The organism is Acinetobacter junii (assembly GCF_018336855.1).
Classification (GTDB): domain Bacteria; phylum Pseudomonadota; class Gammaproteobacteria; order Pseudomonadales; family Moraxellaceae; genus Acinetobacter; species Acinetobacter junii.
The window spans coordinates 391,526-412,197 of sequence record NZ_CP059558.1; the positions used below are offsets into that span (position 1 = coordinate 391,526).

Annotated in this window: 32 protein-coding genes and 2 pseudogenes; 31 read left to right on the plus strand and 3 right to left on the minus strand. The window is 41.3% G+C overall.

All coding sequences use genetic code 11. From position 1 onward, the window contains the following. Positions 1-63: 63 nt before the first annotated feature. A complete protein-coding gene (locus H2677_RS01860) occupies positions 64-1,611 on the minus strand; it encodes a helicase HerA-like domain-containing protein (protein ID WP_212639033.1) in 1,548 nt (515 codons plus the stop codon). Between the two features lie 19 nt (positions 1,612-1,630). Beyond that, a complete protein-coding gene (locus H2677_RS01865) occupies positions 1,631-2,824 on the minus strand; it encodes a PLP-dependent transferase (protein WP_212639034.1) in 1,194 nt (397 codons plus the stop codon). Between the two features lie 167 nt (positions 2,825-2,991). Here H2677_RS01865 and H2677_RS01870 point away from each other — a divergent pair, with 167 nt between their 5' ends. From H2677_RS01870 to rplQ, 29 genes and pseudogenes are all read left to right on the plus strand, one after another. Further along, entirely contained in the window at positions 2,992-3,720 is a 729-nt protein-coding gene (locus H2677_RS01870; protein WP_129261594.1) for a type 1 glutamine amidotransferase, read from the plus strand. A gap of 227 nt (positions 3,721-3,947) precedes the next feature. Beyond that, positions 3,948-4,259, plus strand: a complete 312-nt coding sequence (gene rpsJ, locus H2677_RS01875; protein ID WP_000070912.1) for a 30S ribosomal protein S10 — start codon at positions 3,948-3,950, stop codon at positions 4,257-4,259. Between the two features lie 57 nt (positions 4,260-4,316). Beyond that, positions 4,317-4,955, plus strand: coding sequence for a 50S ribosomal protein L3 (rplC, locus tag H2677_RS01880; RefSeq protein ID WP_004909372.1), 639 nt, complete (start codon positions 4,317-4,319; stop codon positions 4,953-4,955). 11 nt (positions 4,956-4,966) lie between these two features. Next, positions 4,967-5,569 (plus strand): 50S ribosomal protein L4, encoded by a 603-nt coding sequence (rplD, locus tag H2677_RS01885; RefSeq protein ID WP_004909368.1) that lies wholly within the window; start codon positions 4,967-4,969, stop codon positions 5,567-5,569. Next, positions 5,566-5,886, plus strand: coding sequence for a 50S ribosomal protein L23 (gene rplW / locus H2677_RS01890; RefSeq protein ID WP_004877633.1), 321 nt, complete (start codon positions 5,566-5,568; stop codon positions 5,884-5,886). The genes rplD and rplW overlap by 4 nt, the downstream gene beginning before the upstream one ends. 11 nt (positions 5,887-5,897) lie before the next feature. Beyond that, positions 5,898-6,722, plus strand: a complete 825-nt coding sequence (gene rplB, locus H2677_RS01895; RefSeq protein WP_004909365.1) for a 50S ribosomal protein L2 — start codon at positions 5,898-5,900, stop codon at positions 6,720-6,722. Between the two features lie 13 nt (positions 6,723-6,735). Further along, on the plus strand, positions 6,736-7,011 hold the full coding sequence (gene rpsS / locus H2677_RS01900; RefSeq protein WP_004641066.1) for a 30S ribosomal protein S19: 276 nt from the start codon (positions 6,736-6,738) through the stop codon (positions 7,009-7,011). Between the two features lie 11 nt (positions 7,012-7,022). Continuing rightward, a complete protein-coding gene (gene rplV, locus H2677_RS01905; protein WP_004683272.1) occupies positions 7,023-7,352 on the plus strand; it encodes a 50S ribosomal protein L22 in 330 nt (109 codons plus the stop codon). Between the two features lies 1 nt (position 7,353). Continuing rightward, a pseudogene (rpsC, locus tag H2677_RS01910) lies at positions 7,354-8,170 on the plus strand (30S ribosomal protein S3). Next, a complete protein-coding gene (rplP, locus tag H2677_RS01915) occupies positions 8,110-8,523 on the plus strand; it encodes a 50S ribosomal protein L16 (RefSeq protein ID WP_004641059.1) in 414 nt (137 codons plus the stop codon). The pseudogene rpsC and the gene rplP overlap by 61 nt, the downstream one beginning before the upstream one ends. Beyond that, positions 8,523-8,720 (plus strand): 50S ribosomal protein L29, encoded by a 198-nt coding sequence (gene rpmC, locus H2677_RS01920; RefSeq protein WP_004909358.1) that lies wholly within the window; start codon positions 8,523-8,525, stop codon positions 8,718-8,720. The genes rplP and rpmC overlap by 1 nt, the downstream gene beginning before the upstream one ends. Next, positions 8,717-8,974 carry a 30S ribosomal protein S17 gene (gene rpsQ, locus H2677_RS01925; protein WP_004657679.1) on the plus strand — a complete coding sequence of 86 codons (258 nt, stop codon included), beginning with the start codon at positions 8,717-8,719 and terminating at the stop codon, positions 8,972-8,974. The genes rpmC and rpsQ overlap by 4 nt, the downstream gene beginning before the upstream one ends. Positions 8,975-9,066: 92 nt before the next feature. Beyond that, positions 9,067-9,435: a 50S ribosomal protein L14 gene (gene rplN / locus H2677_RS01930; RefSeq protein ID WP_004657680.1), complete on the plus strand. Its 369-nt coding sequence runs from the start codon at positions 9,067-9,069 to the stop codon at positions 9,433-9,435. A gap of 9 nt (positions 9,436-9,444) precedes the next feature. After that, the gene (gene rplX, locus H2677_RS01935; protein WP_004909354.1) at positions 9,445-9,762 is read left to right on the plus strand and encodes a 50S ribosomal protein L24; all 318 of its coding nucleotides are present in this window, start codon (positions 9,445-9,447) and stop codon (positions 9,760-9,762) included. A gap of 15 nt (positions 9,763-9,777) precedes the next feature. Continuing rightward, positions 9,778-10,314 (plus strand): 50S ribosomal protein L5, encoded by a 537-nt coding sequence (rplE, locus tag H2677_RS01940; protein ID WP_004909351.1) that lies wholly within the window; start codon positions 9,778-9,780, stop codon positions 10,312-10,314. Between the two features lie 9 nt (positions 10,315-10,323). Continuing rightward, the gene (rpsN, locus tag H2677_RS01945) at positions 10,324-10,629 is read left to right on the plus strand and encodes a 30S ribosomal protein S14 (RefSeq protein WP_001074624.1); all 306 of its coding nucleotides are present in this window, start codon (positions 10,324-10,326) and stop codon (positions 10,627-10,629) included. Between the two features lie 11 nt (positions 10,630-10,640). Then, positions 10,641-11,036 carry a 30S ribosomal protein S8 gene (gene rpsH / locus H2677_RS01950; protein WP_004909347.1) on the plus strand — a complete coding sequence of 132 codons (396 nt, stop codon included), beginning with the start codon at positions 10,641-10,643 and terminating at the stop codon, positions 11,034-11,036. Between the two features lie 13 nt (positions 11,037-11,049). Next, the gene (gene rplF / locus H2677_RS01955; RefSeq protein WP_004909344.1) at positions 11,050-11,583 is read left to right on the plus strand and encodes a 50S ribosomal protein L6; all 534 of its coding nucleotides are present in this window, start codon (positions 11,050-11,052) and stop codon (positions 11,581-11,583) included. Positions 11,584-11,597: 14 nt separating this feature from the next. Beyond that, the gene (rplR, locus tag H2677_RS01960; protein ID WP_004641044.1) at positions 11,598-11,948 is read left to right on the plus strand and encodes a 50S ribosomal protein L18; all 351 of its coding nucleotides are present in this window, start codon (positions 11,598-11,600) and stop codon (positions 11,946-11,948) included. A gap of 2 nt (positions 11,949-11,950) precedes the next feature. Beyond that, on the plus strand, positions 11,951-12,448 hold the full coding sequence (gene rpsE, locus H2677_RS01965) for a 30S ribosomal protein S5 (protein ID WP_004657688.1): 498 nt from the start codon (positions 11,951-11,953) through the stop codon (positions 12,446-12,448). 6 nt (positions 12,449-12,454) lie between these two features. Next, positions 12,455-12,631, plus strand: a complete 177-nt coding sequence (gene rpmD, locus H2677_RS01970; RefSeq protein ID WP_000849088.1) for a 50S ribosomal protein L30 — start codon at positions 12,455-12,457, stop codon at positions 12,629-12,631. A 3-nt stretch (positions 12,632-12,634) separates the two neighbouring features. Then, on the plus strand, positions 12,635-13,075 hold the full coding sequence (gene rplO, locus H2677_RS01975) for a 50S ribosomal protein L15 (protein ID WP_004909340.1): 441 nt from the start codon (positions 12,635-12,637) through the stop codon (positions 13,073-13,075). A gap of 45 nt (positions 13,076-13,120) precedes the next feature. Further along, positions 13,121-14,440: a preprotein translocase subunit SecY gene (gene secY / locus H2677_RS01980; RefSeq protein ID WP_171053828.1), complete on the plus strand. Its 1,320-nt coding sequence runs from the start codon at positions 13,121-13,123 to the stop codon at positions 14,438-14,440. Positions 14,441-14,460: 20 nt separating this feature from the next. Then, positions 14,461-14,577, plus strand: coding sequence for a 50S ribosomal protein L36 (rpmJ, locus tag H2677_RS01985; RefSeq protein WP_000867907.1), 117 nt, complete (start codon positions 14,461-14,463; stop codon positions 14,575-14,577). 107 nt (positions 14,578-14,684) lie between these two features. Further along, entirely contained in the window at positions 14,685-15,041 is a 357-nt protein-coding gene (gene rpsM, locus H2677_RS01990) for a 30S ribosomal protein S13 (protein WP_000090815.1), read from the plus strand. Between the two features lie 19 nt (positions 15,042-15,060). Continuing rightward, on the plus strand, positions 15,061-15,447 hold the full coding sequence (gene rpsK / locus H2677_RS01995) for a 30S ribosomal protein S11 (RefSeq protein WP_001040166.1): 387 nt from the start codon (positions 15,061-15,063) through the stop codon (positions 15,445-15,447). 12 nt (positions 15,448-15,459) lie between these two features. Continuing rightward, positions 15,460-16,086: a 30S ribosomal protein S4 gene (rpsD, locus tag H2677_RS02000; protein WP_004909337.1), complete on the plus strand. Its 627-nt coding sequence runs from the start codon at positions 15,460-15,462 to the stop codon at positions 16,084-16,086. Between the two features lie 18 nt (positions 16,087-16,104). Beyond that, positions 16,105-17,112, plus strand: a complete 1,008-nt coding sequence (locus tag H2677_RS02005) for a DNA-directed RNA polymerase subunit alpha (protein ID WP_004660372.1) — start codon at positions 16,105-16,107, stop codon at positions 17,110-17,112. An 18-nt stretch (positions 17,113-17,130) separates the two neighbouring features. Next, positions 17,131-17,496: a 50S ribosomal protein L17 gene (gene rplQ / locus H2677_RS02010; protein ID WP_004641032.1), complete on the plus strand. Its 366-nt coding sequence runs from the start codon at positions 17,131-17,133 to the stop codon at positions 17,494-17,496. A 114-nt stretch (positions 17,497-17,610) separates the two neighbouring features. Here the strand turns inward: rplQ and H2677_RS16150 are convergent. Then, a pseudogene (locus H2677_RS16150) lies at positions 17,611-18,167 on the minus strand (hypothetical protein). A gap of 374 nt (positions 18,168-18,541) precedes the next feature. On the opposite strand from H2677_RS16150, the gene H2677_RS02020 reads away from it, so the two are divergent. Together H2677_RS02020 and H2677_RS02025 are read left to right on the plus strand one after the other, a co-directional pair. Continuing rightward, positions 18,542-20,032 carry a flavin-containing monooxygenase gene (locus H2677_RS02020; protein ID WP_004909331.1) on the plus strand — a complete coding sequence of 497 codons (1,491 nt, stop codon included), beginning with the start codon at positions 18,542-18,544 and terminating at the stop codon, positions 20,030-20,032. Between the two features lie 122 nt (positions 20,033-20,154). Then, complete coding sequence (locus tag H2677_RS02025; RefSeq protein WP_212639035.1) at positions 20,155-20,646, plus strand: DUF2059 domain-containing protein; 492 nt, start codon at positions 20,155-20,157, stop codon at positions 20,644-20,646. Positions 20,647-20,672: the final 26 nt, after the last annotated feature.

Sequence of the window (20,672 nt, forward strand, 5' to 3'; positions counted from 1 at the left end):
CTTATAATAAAAACCATAAAAAAAATAAGGGATAATTAATTATCCCTTATTTTTGAGATTTTTTTATTTTCCGAATAATGAGCCGAGTAATCCACGCACTATTTTTTGTCCAGTGCTACCACCTAAGCTTCGGGCAGCACTTTTTGCAAATGTACCGACAATGTCTTGTGTGAGCTTTTCACGATCACGTTGTGCTTTTTCTGCCGCTTTTTGTTGCTCTTTAGCAAATCGCTCTTGTTCTTTTGCTTGTTGCTTTGCGAGGGTTTCTTGTTCTTTTACTTGCTGCTTAGCAAGTTCGTCAGCTTGCTTTTGCTGAGATTGTTGTAATACTTTTTTCTGTAGAAGTTCGTAAGCGCTGTCACGATCTACTGCTTGATCATAAACCCCAGCAACAATACTTTGTCCCATCATGACCTGTCGTTCTTCAGGAGTGATTGGGCTAAAAGAGGAGTAAGGGGGCATCACCCAACCACGCTCAACAATCTGAGGGGTGCCTTGTTCATCCAAACAACTAATCAAAGCCTCACCTACAGCTAGTTCGGTAATTGCTTGATCAACCTTAAAATCAGGATTGGTTCGGAAAGTGTCGGCTGCGGTTTTGACCGCTTTTTGGTCTTTAGGTGTAAAAGCACGTAAAGCATGTTGTACTCGATTTCCGAGTTGACCTAGAACACTTTCTGGTAAATCAAGTGGGTTTTGAGTGATAAAGTAAATTCCTACACCCTTCGAGCGAATTAAACGAACCACTTGTTCAATTTTCTCTTGCAAAGATGGGCTAGCATTGGAAAACAATAAATGTGCTTCATCAAAGAAGAATACAAGTTTAGGCTTATCCATATCGCCAACTTCGGGTAGTTGCTCAAATAATTCTGAGAGCATCCAAAGCAAGAATGTTGCATAAAGTTTTGGGGTATTCATCAACTTATCTGCAGCGAGAAGGTTGATATAACCATGACCTTGAGTATCTGTTTGAATAAAATCTAGAATATTCAAACTTGGTTCACCAAAAAACTGATCTCCACCTTGATCTGCTAACGCAAGCAGATTGCGTTGTATCGCACCAATACTGGCAGGAGAGAGATTGCCATACTCATTTTTCAGTTCAGTAGCATTTTCACTGACATAAGTTAGCATCGCCTTTAGATCTTTAAAGTCGATGAGCAGAAGCCCTTGATCATCTGCGATTCTAAATACTGCGGACAATACACCTTCTTGTGTATCGTTTAAATTTAGCATCTGCGCTAATAATAAAGGACCTATTTCAGAAATTGTGGTTCGAATAGGATGTCCTTGTTGGCCAAATAGATCCCAGAAAATAACAGGTGAAGCTGCAAATGGAACAGAATCCAGATGCAGACTTTTAATGCGTTCATCAAATCTGGGGCTGCTTGAACCAGCTTTGGCTAGGCTTGAAACATCACCTTTCGCATCTGCTAGAAAAACAGGGACGCCGATACGAGAAAAACTCTCAGCAAGTACTTTTAGAGTTACTGTTTTTCCTGTACCGGTTGCACCAGCAATCAGACCATGGCGGTTAGCAAATTGAGAATGTAGAACAATATCTTGTGTTGTATCTGTGGTTTTTTTTGCAATTACGATGGGTGTACTCATTCTTCACCTATTATAAGAGTCATTCCAGTTGTTTTAATGCGTTTTGAATATCTTGAATTAAATCCGCAGGATCTTCTAGTCCTATACAGAAACGAACCAATAAACCTTGTTGTAAATGTGTATTTTCCAATGCACGCATCTGTTTTAAATCATAGAGCATCACTAAACTTACAGGGCCACCCCAACTAAAACCAAGTTTGAATAGTCTTAAGTTATCGCAAAATCTACGCACTGAATTCATATTATATCTTGAATCAAAGATTACACTTGCCAAGCCAGCACTCTTGCCTGTGGTGCAAACCTCTTTCCAAAATTGATGTCCAGCTGAATCAGAAAGACTTGGGTGTAAAACTTGAATAAATTGAGGCTGTTGTTTTAGCCAGTCTAATAATCTTAGTGTGCTTTGAGATTGCTGTTCATAACGCAGCGACATATGCGCCAAACTACGTTGAATTTGCGCAGTATCATCACCTGAAACAGATATGCCTTGGATTGCATGCATGCGATAAAGTTTATGATGTAAATGTTGATCGCGTGTTACAACCGAGCCCATGAGGATGTCTCCACCACCACTTGGATATTTGGTAAGAGCGTGTACTGTTACATCAACCGATAGGTGTTCATCAGAAAAATCAAATGCATTAAATGCCAGACCAGCCCCCCAAGTGTTATCCAGGGCGGTGAGGAGATTAAATTGCTTGGCTTTTTTGACTAGTTTTTTTAAATCAGGAAATTCTAAACTTACAGAACCAGCAGCTTCCAGCCAAATTAACTTCGCTTTTTCTGAAGGTGTGAAACTATCAATATCAATTGGGTTATAAACTTTAACTTGAATGCCATAACGTGTTTGAAGGTTGTTGAGGTGCTCTAAATTTGGACCATAAATATTATCTGCAACCCATACCTCATCGCCTGAATTTAAAAGAGTACTGTTGACTAAATTGATCGCAGATAAACCACTCGGTGCAAGTAAGCTAAACAAACCGCCTTCAATTTGCGCGATGTTATCGCCTAGCGTAAATGTTGTTGGCGTGCCATGTGTGCCGTAGCTATAGTCATAGGGATCTGTCCAATGACGATCAAAAAGGTGCGATGTGCTTTTAAAAATAATGGTAGATGCACGATATAGGGGAGGTTGAATAGTTTCTATATATTGAGGGGCTTTTCTTGGTGCGTGAATAAGGTTGGTTTGTGCATTTTGTTGCTTAGTCATGGTGCTAAATCAAATCAATAGATGGATTTAGGTTAAGAGAAAAACCACAATTCTGCTAGTTGTTCAGGTGTTTTGTACACAATCGTTACAGATCAAATAGATTGAATGAAACTGGCTTTATTTTTGCTAAGACTTAATATCATTCTAACGATAATAGGTTTTAGCGCATGAAGTCGCATTTAAGAGTGCATTATTTTCAGCACATCGCAGGTGAAGGTTTTGGTAGTTGTTACAATTTCTTGAAAGCACATAAAGCAAAAATCACGGCAACAGAGTTTTTTGCTTTGCCCGTCGACCTGCCATTGGAATTGGAAGCATTGCCACATGTAGATGAGGTGGATTTGTTAATTATCATGGGTGGGACGATGAGTGTGAATGATGAGGCAAATTACCCATGGTTAAAATTGGAAAAAAGATGGTTACGTCGTTATTTGGCAGCGGGAAAGCCTGCTATAGGCTTATGTCTCGGTGGGCAGCTAATTGCAAATGCACTTGGTGCTGCGGTTAGCCGTAATCAATATCAAGAGTTGGGGTGGATGGATGTTGGTCGAGCTTCACACATACCTGAAAATTGTTTTCAAATTCCAGAGAAAATTAACATTATGCAATGGCATAGTGAGACCTTTGAAATACCTAGAGGTGGTATCCGTTTAGCAGAAAATGAGGTATGTAGAAATCAACTTTATCAAATCGGTCGTAATGTTTTAGGTTTTCAGTTTCATCCCGAAATGACGCCACATGCATTGCAATTGTTGATTGAAAATGAAGAAGACATGGCTGTGTTTAATGGGGAATTTGTTCAATCAATCGCTGAGCTCAAAAAAACAAACCAAAATAAATTTCAACAAGGCAACGATTTGCTTAATCAAGCAATTGAATATGTTGTAAGCGCTTAAATTGATTTTTTAACGGTAAAAAATAAAAGAAGAATTGCATAAGACTTAAACAATCGCTATAATGGGCGACCCTCAAATGGAGGGCGTTTTCTACGAAGAAAGTAGTTAACGCATTACAGTCGTGGCATCGATCACGACCATAGTGATTTTCACTGCCCTTGACACTTGCCAAAAGGTGAGGTGCGTCATGGGTGATTCTTTATATATTTGGCTTGGAGTTTACTGGTATGTCTAACCAGAGAATTCGTATCCGTTTGAAGTCTTTTGATCATCGTCTGATTGATCAATCTGCTCAAGAGATCGTAGAAACCGCTAAGCGTACTGGCGCACAAGTGTGTGGTCCAATTCCGATGCCTACTCGCATCGAACGCTTCAACGTTCTTACTTCACCACACGTCAATAAAGACGCTCGTGATCAGTACGAAATCCGCACTTATAAGCGTTTGATCGACATCGTTCAACCTACAGATAAAACTGTTGATGCATTGATGAAGTTAGATCTTGCTGCTGGTGTTGATGTTCAGATCGCTTTGGGTTAAGGCTTTCGGTTAATTAACTCTAAGTTAATTAAGCCGCTTTTTTAGAGGTTTATGCACATGGCTATTGGTTTAGTCGGTCGCAAATGTGGTATGACTCGCATCTTTACAGATGCTGGTGTATCTGTACCTGTTACAGTTATCGAAGTCGATCCAAACCGCATTACGCAAATCAAAACACTTGAAACTGATGGTTATCAAGCAATTCAAGTAACTACTGGTGAACGTCGCGAATCGCGCGTAACTAGCGCTCAGAAAGGTCACTTTGCGAAAGCTGGTGTTGCTGCTGGTCGTTTAGTTAAAGAGTTCCGTGTTACTGAAGCTGAGCTTGAAGGTCGTGAAGTTGGTGGTTCTATCGGTGTTGACTTGTTCACAGTTGGTCAAATTGTTGACGTAACTGGTCAGTCTAAAGGTAAAGGCTTCCAAGGTGGTGTTAAGCGTTGGAACTTCCGTACGCAAGATGCTACACATGGTAACTCTGTATCTCACCGTGTTTTAGGTTCTACAGGTCAAAACCAAACACCTGGTCGCGTGTTCAAAGGCAAGAAAATGGCTGGTCACTTAGGTGATGAACGCGTAACAGTTCAAGGTCTTGAAATTGTATCTATTGACGCTGAACGTTCAGTTTTAGTTGTTAAGGGTGCTATTCCTGGTTCAACTGGCGGCGACGTTATCGTGCGTCCTACCATCAAGGCCTGAGGGGAAATACTGTGAATTTAAAAACTGTTTCCGGCTCTGCTGTTGAATTGTCTGAAGTTGCTTTCGGACGTGAATTTAACGAAGCTCTTGTACACCAAGTTGTTACAGCTTACTTAGCTGGTGGTCGTCAAGGTACTCGTGCTCACAAATCACGTGCAGATGTTTCTGGCGGTGGTAAAAAGCCATTCCGTCAAAAAGGTACTGGTCGCGCTCGTGCTGGTTCTATTCGTAGCCCAATCTGGGTAGGTGGTGGTAAAACTTTTGCTGCTCGTCCACAAGATTGGTCTCAAAAAGTTAACCGCAAAATGTACCGCGGTGCAATGCAATGTATCTTAGCTGAACTTGTTCGCCAAGATCGTCTTGTATTAGTTGAAGAGTTTGCTGTTGCGGCTCCAAAAACTAAAGAATTGCTTGCAAAACTTAACGACTTAAATGCAACTCGTGCATTGATCGTTACAGATGCTGTAGATGAGAACTTGTATCTTGCAGCGCGCAACCTTCCACATGTAGATGTGGTGGACGCAACTGCAATTGATCCTGTTAGCTTGATCGCATTCGATAAAGTTGTCATGTCTGTAGCTGCTGCTAAGAAAATTGAGGTAGAACTCGGATGAACAACGAACGTTTATATCAAGTCCTACAAGGACCAGTATTCTCAGAAAAAGCACAAGTTTTAGGTGATACTGCTGGTGTTCAAGTATTTAAAGTTGCATTAAATGCAAACAAACTTGAAATCAAGAAAGCAGTTGAGCAGCTCTTTGGTGTTGAAGTTGTGAAAGTAAATACAACGATCACTAAAGGTAAAACAAAACGCTTTGGTCGTACATTGGGACGTCGTTCTGATGTTAAAAAAGCATACGTCACCCTGAAAGCTGGCCAAGATGTAGAAATGGCTGACTTGGGCGATACCGCTGAAAACGCAGCGGAGTAAGGACGAAAATTATGCCGATTCAAAAATGTAAGCCAACGTCTCCAGGACGTCGCTTTGTAGAGAAAGTGGTTCATGACCATCTTCACAAAGGCGCACCTTATGCACCGTTGGTTGAAGCTAAAAAACGTACTGGTGGTCGTAACAACAACGGTCACATTACGACTCGTCACGTTGGTGGTGGACACAAACAACACTATCGTCTCGTTGACTTTAAACGTAACAAAGATGGTATTCCAGCGACTGTAGAGCGTATTGAATACGATCCTAACCGTACTGCACACATTGCATTAGTTTTGTATGCTGACGGTGAGCGTCGTTACATCATCGCACCTAAAGGTTTGCGTGCTGGCGATAAAGTACAATCTGGTAACGATGCTCCAATTCGTCCAGGTAACTGCTTACCGCTTCGTAATATGCCTATCGGTTCTACACTTCACAACGTTGAACTTAAAATCGGTAAAGGTGCTCAATTAGCACGTTCTGCTGGTACTTCAGTTCAGTTGTTAGGTCGTGATGGTTCTTACGCAATCGTTCGTTTACGTTCTGGTGAAATGCGTAAAATCCACGTTGAATGTCGTGCTGTAATTGGTGAAGTTTCTAACCAAGAAAGCAACCTTCGTTCATTGGGTAAAGCTGGTGCTTCACGCTGGCGCGGTGTTCGTCCTACTGTTCGTGGTATGGCGATGAACCCGGTTGACCATCCACACGGTGGTGGTGAAGGGCGTAGCAAAGGTATTCAACCTGTAAGCCCATGGGGTCAAAAAGCTAAAGGGTACAAGACACGTACCAATAAGCGTACGACTAAGATGATTATTCGCGACCGTCGCGTCAAGTAAAGGAATCTGAATAATGCCTCGTTCATTAAAAAAAGGTCCATTCGTCGACGCACACTTGTTCGCTAAAGTTGAAGCAGCAATTGCAGCTAACAACCGTAAGCCGATCAAGACTTGGTCACGTCGTTCAATGATCCTTCCAGATTTTGTTGGTTTAACAATTTCTGTTCACAATGGTCGTAACCATGTTCCGGTAATTGTTACTGAGCATATGGTTGGTCATAAGCTTGGTGAATTCGCACCAACTCGTACCTATCGTGGTCACGGTGTTGATAAGAAGTCTAAACGTTAATAGGTGCTATGATGGAAGTAACTGCAAAATTACGCGGTGCCGCTATCTCGGCACAAAAAGCACGTTTAGTTGCTGATTTGATCCGTGGTAAATCGGTTGCGCGCGCGCTAGATATTTTGAACTTCAGCAACAAAAAAGCAGCTGTGCTTGTTAAAAAAGCGCTTGAATCTGCAATTGCAAATGCTGAACACAACAACAGCTTAGATGTTGACGATCTTAAAGTAACTACGATTTACGTTGATGAAGGTATGAGCCTTAAACGTATTTTGCCACGTGCTAAAGGCCGTGCGGATCGTATTACAAAGCGTACTTGTCACATCACCGTTAAGGTAGGGGTTTGATATGGGTCAGAAGGTTCATCCAATCGGTATCCGCCTAGGTGTTGTGAAACGCCATAACGCTAACTGGTATGCGAGTCCGAAACAATATGCTGAATACTTGCTTAAAGATCTTCAAGTTCGTGAGTTTTTAACTAAAAAACTTAAGAATGCGATGGTAAGCAATATTCTTATCGAACGTCCTACAGGCGCTGCTAAAGTAACTATTAGCACTGCTCGTCCTGGTATCGTTATCGGTAAAAAAGGCGAAGATATTGAGAAATTACAGCGCGAACTCACCAACATTATGGGTGTTCCAGCGCAAGTTAGCATCAACGAAATTGATCGCCCAGACTTAGATGCTCGTTTAGTTGCTGAAGCAATCGCTTCTCAATTAGAAAAGCGTGTAATGTTCCGTCGTGCTATGAAGCGTGCGGTTCAAAACACTATGCGTGCTGGTGCGAAAGGTATCAAAGTTGAAGTTTCTGGCCGTTTAGGTGGTGCAGAGATTGCTCGTACTGAATGGTATCGTGAAGGTCGTGTTCCTTTGCATACTCTTCGTGCTGATATCGACTATGCAACTATGCGTGCTGAAACAACTTACGGTACGATCGGTGTTAAAGTTTGGATTTTCCGTGGCGAGATCTTAGGTGGCATGAAACAAGTCATGAACCCTGCTCCTGCTGAAGAGCGTCCAGCTAAACGTGGTCGTGGTCGTGGTGAAGGTCAAGAGCGTCGTGGTCGTCGCGGTGACCGTGCTGCTGACAAGGGAGAATAATCCATGTTGCAACCTAAACGTACCAAATTCCGTAAAGTGCACAAAGGCCGTAACACTGGTCTAGCGCATCGTGGTAGTACAGTATCATTTGGTTCGATTGCGATTAAAGCGACTGAACGTGGTCGTATGACTGCGCGTCAAATCGAAGCTTGCCGTCGTACCATTAGCCGTCGTATTAAGCGTGGTGGTAAAATCTTCATCCGTGTGTTCCCGGATAAACCAATTACCGAAAAACCATTAGAAGTTCGTATGGGTAAAGGTAAGGGTAGCGTGGAATACTGGGTTTGCCAGATTCAGCCAGGTAAGATCCTGTACGAAATTGAAGGTGTGAACGATGAATTAGCGCGTGAAGCTTTTGCTTTAGCTGCTGCTAAACTTCCGTTTAAAACCACTATCGTGACTCGGACGGTAATGTAATGAAAACTAAAGATCTACGTGAAAAATCGGTAGAAGAGTTGAAAGCGATGCTTGATGAGCAACAGCTTAACCAATTCCGTCTTCGTATGGCGAAAGCAACTGGTCAGTTGGGCAAATCGCACGAAGTGCAAATTGCTCGTAAGACAATTGCTCGTATCAAGACACTCCTTACCGAAAAACAGGGGAACGGACAATGAGTGAAAAAACAGTCCGCACGTTAACCGGCAAAGTCGTAAGCGATAAAATGGACAAATCTATTGTTGTGCTTATTGAACGCCGCGTTCAACACCCGTTGTATGGCAAATCAATCCGCCGTTCAACTAAATTACACGCTCATGATGAGAACAATGTTGCTAAATTAGGCGACTTGGTAACCATCAAAGAAAGCCGCCCAATTTCTAAAACTAAAGCTTGGACTTTAGTGGAAGTAGTTGAAGCTGCTGCTGAGTAATTAGACGTTCTTGTTGCATCATCGGACAATTTCGAGTACTCTTTGAGCCTTTCGAAATTGTGACCGGTGATGCTCGGTTTTGGAGTAGGGCAATGATTCAAACCGAAAGTATGCTCGACGTAGCAGACAACAGTGGTGCACGCCGCGTACAATGTATTAAAGTACTAGGTGGTTCACATCGTCGTTATGCTTCTGTTGGCGACATTATTAAAGTTACTGTAAAAGAAGCAATCCCACGCGCACGTGTTAAAAAAGGTGACGTGATGAATGCTGTAGTTGTTCGTACAAAATTCGGCATCCGTCGTCCAGATGGTTCAGTTATTCGTTTCGACGATAACGCAGCTGTTATTTTGAATAACAACAAAGCTCCGATTGCTACTCGTATCTTCGGACCAGTGACTCGTGAACTTCGTACTGAACAGTTCATGAAAATCATTTCATTGGCTCCTGAAGTTCTATAAGAGGCAATCATGGCTAAGATTAAAAAAGGCGATCAAGTAATTGTGATCGCAGGTAAAGAAAAAGGCAAACAAGGTGTTGTTTTGTCTGTTTCTGAAGATCGAGTTAAGGTCGAAGGCCTTAACTTGGTGAAGAAGCATCAAAAGCCAAACCGTGTAACAGGCGCTGAAGGCGGTATCGTTACTCAAGAGGCGACGCTTCATATCTCTAACGTGGCAATTTTTAATGCTACAACCCAAAAGGCTGACCGTGTTGGTTACCAAGTGATTGATGGCACGAAAACTCGTGTTTATAAATCAAATGGTGAATCAGTGGCGGCAGCGAAGTAATAGGTTGAAAAGGCAATGGCCAGACTTAAAGCACGTTACAATGACGAACTTAAAGCAAAGTTAAAAGAAGAACTTGGCATTAAGAATGTGATGGAAATTCCACGCATCACAAAAATCACTCTTAACATGGGTGTAGGCGCAGCTGCAACTGATAAGAAATTATTAGACGGTGCTGTTGCTGATATGCAACTCATTGCTGGTCAAAAACCAGTTGTGACACTTGCTCGTAAATCAATCGCTGGTTTCAAAATCCGTGATGGTTGGCCAATTGGTTGTAAAGTTACTTTACGTGGCGACCAAATGTACGAATTCTTGGACCGTTTGATCTCTATCGCGATTCCTCGTATCCGTGACTTCCGTGGTTTTTCTTCAAAATCATTTGATGGTCGTGGTAACTACTCTATGGGTTTAAAAGAGCAAATCGTTTTCCCTGAAATCGATTTTGACAAGATTGATCGTATTCGTGGTTTAGATATCACAATTACGACAACTGCTCGTAGCGATGACGAAGGCCGTGCGCTTATGCGTGCATTCGGCTTCCCGTTCAAATAAGAGGTCGATATGGCTAAGAAAGGTATGATTAATCGCGAATTGAAACGCGAAAAGACAGTTGCTAAATACGCTGCAAAACGTGCTGAATTAAAAGCAACGATTGCAAATGTAAACGCAAGTGACGAAGAACGTTTCGAAGCGATGTTAAAGTTACAAGCATTGCCACGTAATGCATCTCCAGTACGTCTTCGTAACCGCTGTGGTTTAACTGGTCGTCCTCATGGTTACTTCCGTAAGTTCGGTTTAAGCCGTAACAAATTACGTGACACAGTAATGCAGGGTGATGTACCAGGCGTTGTTAAGGCAAGCTGGTAAGGAGCGACTAAATGAGTATGCAAGATACCGTTGCCGACATGTTAACACGTGTTCGTAACGCACAAATGGCGAAGAAACAAGTTGTTTCTATGCCTTCTTCTAAGTTGAAAGTTGCAATTGCAAACGTTCTTCAACAAGAAGGTTATATTTCAAATGTAGAAGTTGCTCAAGAAGATGCAAAATCTACTTTGACTATTACGCTAAAATATTTCGAAGGCAAACCAGTTATCGAAACGGTTAAGCGCGTAAGCCGTCCAGGTCTACGTCAATACCGTGGTAAAGATAAACTTCCTAGCGTTAAGCAAGGTTTGGGTATTGCAATTGTTTCTACAAGCAAAGGCATCATGACTGATCGCGCTGCACGTGCTGCGGGTGTTGGTGGTGAAGTTATTGCTTTTGTTTCTTAATAGGTGATTCCTCATGTCTCGTGTGGCTAAAGCCCCAGTAACTGTACCTAATGGTGTAACAGTTACTCAGAACGGCCGGCAGGTCGAAGTGAAAGGCAGCAAAGGTACATTGTCTTTCAACCTGCATGCGCTGGTCGAGCTAAAACAGGAAGAAGGTAAACTTCAACTTGCTCCAGTAAAAGAATCGAAAGATGCTTGGATGCAAGCTGGTACTGCTCGCGCTGTATTGAACAACCTTGTAAAAGGTGTTAGTGAAGGCTTCGAACGTAAACTACAACTTGTTGGTGTAGGTTACAAAGCTGCTGTTAAAGGTACTGTTGTTAACCTAGCATTAGGTTATTCACACCCGATTGACTACGCTTTACCTGAAGGTGTAACAGCGGAAACTCCAACTGCAACTGAAATCATTTTGAAATCAGCAAACAAGCAGTTGTTAGGTCAAGTGGCAGCGGAAATCCGTGCATACCGTTCTCCTGAACCATATAAAGGTAAAGGTGTTCGTTATTCGGATGAAGTTATTCTTCGTAAAGAAGCTAAGAAGAAATAAGGCGCGAGGTTCTTATGAACGAAAAGAAACAAACCCGTTTGCGTCGTGCGAAAAGCACACGCTTGCACATCCGTGCATTGGGTGCGACTCGTTTGTGTGTAAACCGCACTCCGCGTCACATCTATGCTCAGGTTATTTCAGCAGATGGTGGCAAAGTTTTAGCGCAAGCTTCAACTTTAGATGCATCTTTACGTAGTGGTACTACTGGTAACGTTGAAGCGGCTACTAAAGTAGGTGCTTTGATCGCAGAACGTGCTAAAGCAGCTGGTGTTACTAAAGTTGCATTTGACCGTTCTGGTTTTAAATATCATGGTCGTATCAAAGCCTTGGCTGATGCTGCTCGTGAAGGCGGCTTGGAGTTCTAATCATGGCGAAAGTTGAACAAAACGAAGGTCTCGTTGAAAAGCTGGTTGCCGTTGATCGTGTAGCCAAGGTTGTTAAAGGTGGTCGTATCTTCTCTTTCACAGCATTAACTGTTGTGGGCGATGGTAATGGTCGTGTAGGTTTTGGTCGTGGTAAAGCACGTGAAGTTCCAGCTGCTATTTCTAAAGCACTTGAAGCTGCTCGTCGCAACATGATTACTGTAGACCTTGCTGGTACTACTTTACAACACCCTGTGAATGCTCGTCATGGTGCAAGCCGTGTATACATGCAACCTGCTTCTGAAGGTACTGGCGTAATTGCTGGTGGTGCTATGCGTGCCGTTTTAGAAGCTGCAGGTGTACATAACGTACTTGCTAAATGTTATGGCTCTACTAATGCTGCTAACGTAGTAAACGCTACTTTCAAAGGTTTGCGTGATATGACTTCTCCTGAGAAAGTCGCTGCGAAACGTGGTCTTTCAGTAGAACAAATTCAAGGGTAATCAATCATGAAAACGATTAAAGTTACCCAGACTAAATCTTCTTCGCATCGTTTAAAAAATCATAAACTTTGCCTACAAGGTTTAGGTCTGCGTCGTATTGGTCATACTGTAGAAGTGCAAGATACGCCTTCTAACCGTGGTATGATCAACAAAGTTTACTATATGGTTAGTGTAGAGGAATAAGCCATGACTCTGCGTTTAAATGAACTTTCACCTGCTGAAGGTGCAAAGCGTGAACACCGTCGTTTAGGCCGTGGTATCGGTTCTGGCGTTGGTAAAACTGGTGGTCGTGGTATCAAGGGTCAAAACTCACGTAAAAGTGGTGGTACTCGTCCAGGCTTTGAAGGCGGTCAAACTGCATTATATCGTCGTTTACCTAAATTCGGTTTCACTAGCCAAATCGCTTTGAAAACTGCTGAAGTGCGTTTGTCTGAGTTGAATAAAGTGGAAGGCGACATTGTTAGCCTTGAAACTTTAAAAGCTGCGAATGTTGTTCGTCGTGACCAAATTCGTGCTCGCATCGTGCTTTCTGGTGAAATCACTCGCGCGTTCACTGTACAAGGTGTTGCGTTGACTAAAGGCGCTAAAGCTGCTGTTGAAGCTGCTGGCGGTAAAGTCGAGGAGTAATCTCGAGTGTCTATGACTCCTAGTTCTACTGGTCATGTTAACATGATGAAAGGCCAGCCGTTTCATGTGAAATATCGTGAAATTATCCGCCGATTAATGTTTTTAATTGGCGCGTTATTGGTCTTTCGACTAGGAGCGCATATTCCGTTGCCGGGTATTGATAATGTAGCGCTGGCACGCTTTTTTAAAGCTAATGAAGGTACCTTCTTAGGTTTATTTAACATGTTTTCTGGCGGTGCATTAGAACGCATGTCGATTCTAGCGTTAGGTATCATGCCGTATATTTCTGCTTCGATTATCGTGCAGTTAATGTCGACAGTGATCCCTTCGTTAGAGGCTTTGAAAAAAGAAGGCGAGCAAGGCAAACGCAAGATTAATCAATATACACGTTACGGAACTTTATTCCTTGCACTAGTGCAAGGGGTAGGGATGTGTGCTGGTCTCATTAGTCAGGGTATTACTTTGACTTCGGGATTGGCATTTTATGTTCCAGCGGTAACCTCATTGGTTGCTGGAACAATGTTCTTGATGTGGTTGGGGGAGCAAATTACTGAACGTGGTGTCGGTAATGGTATCTCAATGATCATTTTCGCAGGTATTGTGGCAGGTTTACCAAACTTGGTAATTCAGTCATTTACAACAGTGCAAAATGGTCAAGGTAGTTTAATTGGTTTAGCTGTATTTGGATTATTATCTTTAGCAGTTTTAGCTGCGATTGTGTTTATTGAAAAAGCACAACGTCGTATTCCAGTGAACTATGCTCAAAAGCAGCAAGGGCGTCGTGTATTTACTGCTCAGCAAACACATTTGCCATTGAAAATTAATATGGCAGGTGTAATCCCAGCAATTTTCGCAAGCTCATTGTTATTATTTCCAGCGAGTTTGGGTCAATGGTTAGGTAGTGCTGATCCTAATGCAGGGATTATTAAGCGTAGTCTGCAAGACTTGGCATTGGTGTTATCGCCTGGACAGCCGTTATATTTAATGCTCTTTGGTGCGTTAATTATTTTCTTCTGTTATTTCTATACCGCGCTTGTTTTTAGCCCGAAAGAAGTTTCAGAGAATTTGAAACGTAGCGGAGCGTATGTGCCTGGTATCCGCCCAGGTGAGCAAACGGCTCGTTATTTAGATCATATCCTTAACCGTTTGACGTTTATTGGTGCAATCTACATCACCGTTGTGTGCTTAATGCCAATGGTTTTACAAAGTTCATTTGGTATTCCATTCCATTTGGGTGGAACATCATTGCTTATTGTAGTTGTTGTAGTGATGGATTTTATGGCGCAACTTCAAGCGCATCTAACTTCGCATCAATATGATAATCAAACGTTAATGAGAAAAACGACTGCTCATCCTCAGGGATAAGCGCACTTAGAGGTTTCATCATGAAAGTACAAGCTTCTGTAAAGAAAATCTGTGGTAGCTGTAAAGTTATCCGTCGTAATGGGGTTATTCGCGTGATTTGTAGCGCAGAACCTCGTCATAAGCAGCGTCAAGGTTAATTTAATTAAGACCTGTTGATTTCAGTAGGCTAATTAGGTTATTATCCGCCCCTCAAGATTTTTGTGGGGCGGTTGATTATCTTGACTGCCTTTTTGGAGAAAATTGAATGGCTCGTATTGCCGGTGTAAACATTCCGGATAACAAGCATGCTGTTATCTCTCTCACGTATATTTTTGGTATCGGTCGCCACACTGCTAAGAATATCTTAGCTGCTGTAGGTATCACTGAGACTACAAAAATTCGTGAATTAGATGATGCTCAGCTTGATGCGATTCGTGCAGAAGTTGCTAAGGTTCCGACCGAAGGTGATTTACGTCGCGAAATTTCCATGAACATTAAACGTTTAATGGATTTAGGCTGCTACCGCGGTCTTCGTCATCGTCGCAGCTTGCCTGTTCGCGGACAACGCACCAAAACTAACGCACGTACCCGTAAAGGTCCGCGCAAACCGATTAAAAAGTAAGATTTCTGGAAGCTAAAAGATGGCTAAAGATACTCGCACACGCAAGAAGGTCACTCGTACCGTCTCTGAAGGTGTTGCACACATTCACGCGTCTTTTAATAACACCATTGTAACGATTACCGATCGTCAAGGTAATGCATTGGCTTGGGCTACCTCAGGTGGACAAGGCTTCCGTGGTTCACGTAAATCAACTCCGTTCGCTGCTCAGGTAGCTGCTGAAGTTGCTGGTAAAGCAGCTTTAGATTACGGTTTGAAAAACCTAGACGTCCTTGTAAAAGGTCCTGGTCCAGGTCGTGAGTCTGCGGTTCGTGCATTAGGCGCAGTGGGTTATAAGATTAACAGCATTACCGATGTGACTCCAATTCCTCACAACGGTTGCCGTCCACCTAAAAAACGTCGCGTGTAAGGAGAAACATTCATGGCTCGTTATATTGGTCCAAAATGCAAACTCTCTCGCCGCGAAGGGACAGACCTGCAACTTAAATCTGGCGTTAAACCATTTGACGTCAAAACAAAAAAAGCTAACAAAGCACCTGGTCAACATGGTCAGGCACGCGGTGGAAAGCAATCTGAGTACTCACTACAATTACGTGAAAAACAAAAAGTACGTCGTATGTACGGTGTGTTAGAGCGTCAATTTAGTAATTACTATAAAGAAGCAGCTCGTGTTAAAGGCGCAACAGGTGAAAACTTGTTGAAATTGCTTGAAAGCCGTCTTGATAACGTAGTTTATCGCATGGGTTTTGGTTCTACACGTGCAGAAGCTCGTCAGTTAGTAAGTCACCGTTCTATTACTTTAAATGGTCGTCGTGTAAACATTGCGTCTATTCAAGTTAAAGCGGGCGATGTAATTGCAGTGCATGAAGGCGCTAAACAACAATTGCGTATTAAAAACGCGATTGAATTAGCTGCTCAACGTGGTATCCCTGCTTGGATGGAAGTTGACCATTCTAAGTTAGAAGGTACGTTCAAAGCTGCTCCAGATCGTTCTGATTTACCTGCTGAAATCAACGAAAGCTTGATTGTAGAATTGTATTCTAAATAATCCTTGAGGTAGCAATAAATGACGCGTACTGCAAACGAGTTTCTAACTCCGCAAGCGATCAAGGTCGAAGCGGTGAGCGGGACCTCGGCAAAAGTGATTCTGGAACCTTTAGAGCGTGGCTTTGGTCATACTCTAGGTAATGCTTTACGTCGCATTCTATTGTCTTCTTTACCTGGCGCTGCTGTGGTTGAAGTAGAAATAGAAGGTGTCGAGCACGAGTACAGTACTTTAGAAGGCTTGCAGCAGGACATCGTCGAGCTCTTGCTGAACCTAAAAGGATTGTCTATTAAGCTGTTCGATCAAAACGAAGCATATTTAACATTAGAGAAGCAAGGTGCAGGTGACGTAACAGCAGCTGACCTTCGTTTACCTCATAATGTTGAAGTGGTTAACCCTGATCATTTAATTGGTACTTTGAGTTCTAGCGGTTCATTAAAAATGCGCCTTAAAGTTGCTCAAGGTCGTGGCTACGAAACTTCTGATTCACGCTTCCCAGAAGGCGAAACTCGCCCTGTAGGTCGTTTACAATTAGATGCTTCATATAGCCCGATTAAACGTGTTTCTTATACCGTTGAAAACGCGCGTGTAGAACAACGTACTGATCTTGACAAGCTAGTGATCGATCTTGAAACAAACGGTACTGTTGATCCAGAAGAAGCAATCCGCAAAGCGGCAACAATCTTGCAACAACAAATTGCAATTTTTGTTGATCTTCAGAAAGATCAAACTCCAGTTGCTCAAGAACCTCGCGAAGAAGTTGATCCAATTTTGCTTCGTCCAGTAGATGATCTCGAGCTAACTGTTCGTTCTGCTAACTGTTTGAAGGCAGAAAATATTTACTACATTGGTGATCTTGTTCAACGTACTGAAGTTGAGTTGTTAAAAACTCCTAACTTAGGTAAAAAATCGTTAACTGAGATCAAAGATGTTTTGGCATCGAAAGGTTTACAACTCGGCATGCGTTTAGAGAACTGGCCACCTGCTAGTCTCCGTATGGATGACCGTTTTGCCTATCGTAGCCGTTAATTAAGTAGGACTATCACCATGCGTCATCGTAATAGTGGTGTGAAATTAGGCCGTACAAGCAGCCACCGTAAGGCGTTGTTCCAAAACTTAACAAATGCTTTAGTTGAGCATGAGTTAATTAAAACAACTTTGCCTAAAGCGAAAGAACTTCGCCGCGTTGCTGAGCCTTTAATCACTTTAGCTAAAAACGATACAGTAGCAAACCGTCGTTTAGCGTTTGCTCGTACTCGTTCTGCAGCAACTGTTGGTAAATTATTTACCGTTCTTGGCCCTCGTTACAAAGAGCGTAACGGCGGTTATCTACGTGTTCTTAAAGCGGGCTTCCGTGCAGGTGATGCTGCACCGATGGCTTACGTTGAACTCGTTGACCGTGAAGTAAAATAATACTTCTAAGTGTAGAACAGTCAGTTGTTCCAAAAAAGGTCGGTGTAATAACCGACCTTTTTTATTGTTTAAGGTTCTGGATCTTGTATTCAAATGTATTGAAGGAGCATTAAGTTAAGCAATTATGTTTAGATCATTTCTTTCGATTGGCGGCAAGTAGATCAAGAAACCTTGAATTATTTGGTCTGAATATCCTTCTGAGTACTCTATTTTGTAGTTTGTTACTATCTCAGTAGGAATAATTTCTCCAGCAAGGTAAGGCTGCTATCTTCTGTATATTCAAGATAATGTCTATAACCTTCAAAATGAAAGTTATTTTGTACTTTGACTGAATCTAACCGATCTCCTATTCCTAACAAACCTAATAATTTTCCTTGATATACTTCGTCTACATAGATGAATTCTAGTCTTTTTGTCTTTGCGCTGAATGTTAGCGTAATGCTCTTATTCCAATAGCAACATATTTCACGAATAGAATGTCCACTTGTCTGTAGCAAATTTCGGTATAAAACTAGTCATTTATTTTGCTCATAAGATAAGTTGTCTGATTCTTCATAATCATGAATGATTTGAAAATCTGAAACTGCTTTAAAAGTGCTGAAATCTAACCCTAATGTAATTCCTGCAGCAGATTGAGCTGGTATGATTTTAGCAAATAAATTCGGCATCAATGCTACACACTGTCTTCACGGTTTGTTTATAGGATTATTCGCTTGTAAAACAATGTATATGAGCTATTAAAGCTTCCTATTTACATTAAAATTTAATTATAAATTGTCTCTACATTTGATGTGCTTAATTTATTTTATGTTCTATAAATATTAATTAGTTAACTTAGTTTTTTATAATAAACTAAGGATGTGTTCTTAATTTCGAGTTTCCGAAAATAGCAAATCCAAGCAAAAATCTCAGGATTTTTTTACCCTCTTTTTTTTCAAAATGTCCCGAACTGATATAAAAAAACCGATGAATGACTAAACTTGACATTGTGTATTGTCAAATTTGTGCTTTAATAAAGACATGGTTTATACAGGGTATAAAAAAAATGGAAAAGCAAGTTGATGTATTAATTATTGGTGCAGGTATCTCTGGGATTGGGTTAGCTGTGCATCTTTCTAAGAACTGTCCGCAACGCCAATTTGAAATTTTAGAGCGTCGTGATAGCTTTGGTGGGACTTGGGATTTATTCCGTTATCCTGGTATTCGTTCGGATTCAGACATGTCTACTTTTGGTTTTAACTTTAAACCATGGGCAAAAGAAAAAGTTTTAGCAAGCGGTCCTGAAATTAAAGGTTATTTAGGTGAAGTTATCTCTGAAAATAAATTAAAAGAGAAAATTCACTTTGGTCATCGTGTACTTTCTGCAAACTATGATTCTGCTAAGAAAAAGTGGTTGGTTGAAATTGAAGACAACAACAAGAAGAAGCAGACTTGGTCAGCTAATTTTGTGATGGGATGTACTGGTTACTATAATTATGACCAAGGTTATGCACCACAATTCCAAGATCAAGATAAATTTAAAGGGCAATTTATCCATCCACAACATTGGCCTGAGAATTTAGATTATAAAGGCAAAAAAGTTGTAATTATCGGTAGTGGTGCAACTGCCATTACACTTGTTCCTTCGATGGTAAAAGGTGGGGCAGGTCATGTAACCATGTTGCAACGTTCACCAACATATATTGCAACAGTGCCTTCAATTGACTTTATTTATGAAAAGACACGTCGATTTATGTCTGAAGAAACAGCATATAAATTTACTCGTGCTCGTAACATCGGCATGCAACGTGCAATTTATGCATTAGCACAAAAGCATCCTAAAACTGTTCGTCGTTTGCTATTGAAAGGAATCGAGTTACAGTTAAAAGGTAAAGTGGATATGAAACACTTTACTCCAAGCTATAACCCATGGGATCAGCGTTTGTGTGTTGTTCCTGATGGTGATTTATTCAAAGCTTTACGTGAAGGTCAAGCAAGTATTGAAACAGATCAAATTGAAAAATTCACCGCAAATGGTATTCAGTTAAAATCTGGTAAACACTTAGAAGCAGATATTGTGATCTCAGCAACTGGTTTAGAGATCCAAATCTTGGGTGGTGTGCAAGGTTCAATCGATGGTAAGCCACTTAATACCTCTAAACACATGTTGTATCAAGGTGTGATGGTGAGTGATGTGCCGAATATGGCTATGATTATTGGTTATATCAATGCTTCTTGGACATTAAAAGTTGATATCGCAGCTGATTATATTTGCCGCTTGATTAATCATATGGATAAGAATGGCTATGATGAAGTGATTGCTCATGCTGACCCAAGTCAGTTTGAACAGGATACTATTATGGGTAAATTGTCTTCTGGTTATATCGCACGTGCAGCAGATGTTATGCCAAAACAAGGTAAGCAAGCGCCTTGGAAAATTACCAATAACTATCTTGCAGATCGTAAAGATCTAAAAGATGCTAAGTTTAACGATGGCGTATTGCAATTCCATAAACGTGGTGAGCAAGCGGATCGTAAGCCTAAATTAGTTTCATAAATTTTTTGTTTGATAAAAAAAACCTATGTTAATACATAGGTTTTTTTATTTCTAAATTTTAATTTCTGTTAAGAATTCGAGTATATTGATTCAAAATTTAAATAACGATCAAGGAAGAAATCATGAGGATAGGCTTGCTTTTAATAACTTTAATGTTAAGCACAGTGGCTTTTGCAGAAGATATTAAAAAGAAAGAGACCGTTGCACAGAAGCTGGTATCCATGGACGGAACTGAACAGGGATTACAGAACACTGATAAAATGATTATCGAGCAAATTCGTATGCGACTGCCTAAAGATATTCCTGAGCAGTTTTATGTTGATTTGAGCAAGAATTTGAATAGCGAAAAACGAAAGCAGTTTATTGTTCAACGTTATGTGGAAACTTTTAATCAAAAAGAATTAGAAGCAGCGTTGAAATTCTATGAATCCGCTGAGGGAAAGGCTTGGGCGAAGAAAGCAAGTGGTATTGGTGGCGAGATTGCTCATTTCACAACACAAGATGCTCGAGCAGCACTGAATACTACGATGCAACAACATGCTGAACATGCCACTATAAAGAAAATCATGATGCGTATGAATGCGCAAGACTCAGAAAAAACACAACAGAAGTGATTTAAAAAGGGATAGCATTATCGATA